Here is a 964-nt window from a genome sequence, read left to right as displayed (position 1 = left end):
CCTTCGGCGCCGACAAATTCGGCTTAAAGAATCTCAAGCAGGTTCACTGGAACCTCGGTGCGCCGCAACTCTATCAATACTCGCTCTCCGCGGGCGAGGCGGTGCTGTCGGCCGATGGCGCGCTCTGCGCCGATACCGGCGAGTTCACCGGCCGCAGCCCCAAGGACAAGTTCACGGTGCGTGACGCCACCACGGACAAGAAGATGTGGTGGGCCGGCAACCAGTCGATCACCGCAGAGCAGTTCGAGACGCTCTACCAGGACTTCCTCAAGCACGCCGAAGGCAAGTCGCTGTTCGCACAGGACCTGTATGGCGGCGCCGATCCGGCTTATCGCATCAAGACCCGCGTCTTCACCGAGCTCGCCTGGCACTCGCTGTTCATCCGCACGCTGCTGATCCGTCCGGAGGCGGTCGAGCTCTCGGCATTCGTGCCCGAGCTCACCATCATCGACATGCCGAGCTTCCGCGCCGATCCGAAGCGCCATGGCTGCAAGTCGGAGAACGTCGTCGCGATCGATTTCGCCCGCAAGATCGTGCTGATCGGTGGGTCTTATTATGCCGGCGAGATGAAGAAGTCGGTCTTCACCACGCTGAACTACTATCTGCCCGAGCGCGGCGTGATGCCGATGCATTGCTCGGCCAATGTCGGCGCCAAGGGTGATGCCGCGATCTTCTTCGGCCTGTCCGGCACCGGCAAGACCACGCTGTCCGCCGATCCGAACCGCACGCTGATCGGTGATGACGAGCACGGCTGGGGCCCGAACGGCGTCTTCAACTTCGAAGGCGGCTGCTACGCCAAGTGCATCAAGCTGTCGCAGGAAGCCGAGCCCGAGATCTATGCCGCCTCGACCCGCTTCGGCGCGGTGCTCGAGAATTGCGTGCTGGACGAAGACACCCGCGTGGTCGACTTCGACGACGGCTCCAAGACCGAGAACACCCGCTCGGCCTATCCGCTCGAATTCAT

General features: G+C 62.9%; 1 protein-coding gene. It reads left to right on the top strand.

Annotation, left to right across the window (positions count from 1 at the left end; all coding sequences use genetic code 11):
* Positions 1–964 (top strand): phosphoenolpyruvate carboxykinase (ATP) (locus tag AC0L3S_RS39075; protein WP_473285281.1); only part of this gene is annotated, 964 nt, incomplete at both ends.

Source organism: Bradyrhizobium sp. Ken01, from assembly GCF_055807355.1.
Note: the sequence above shows the minus strand (reverse complement) of the source record. Positions and strands in the feature narration are given on the sequence as shown.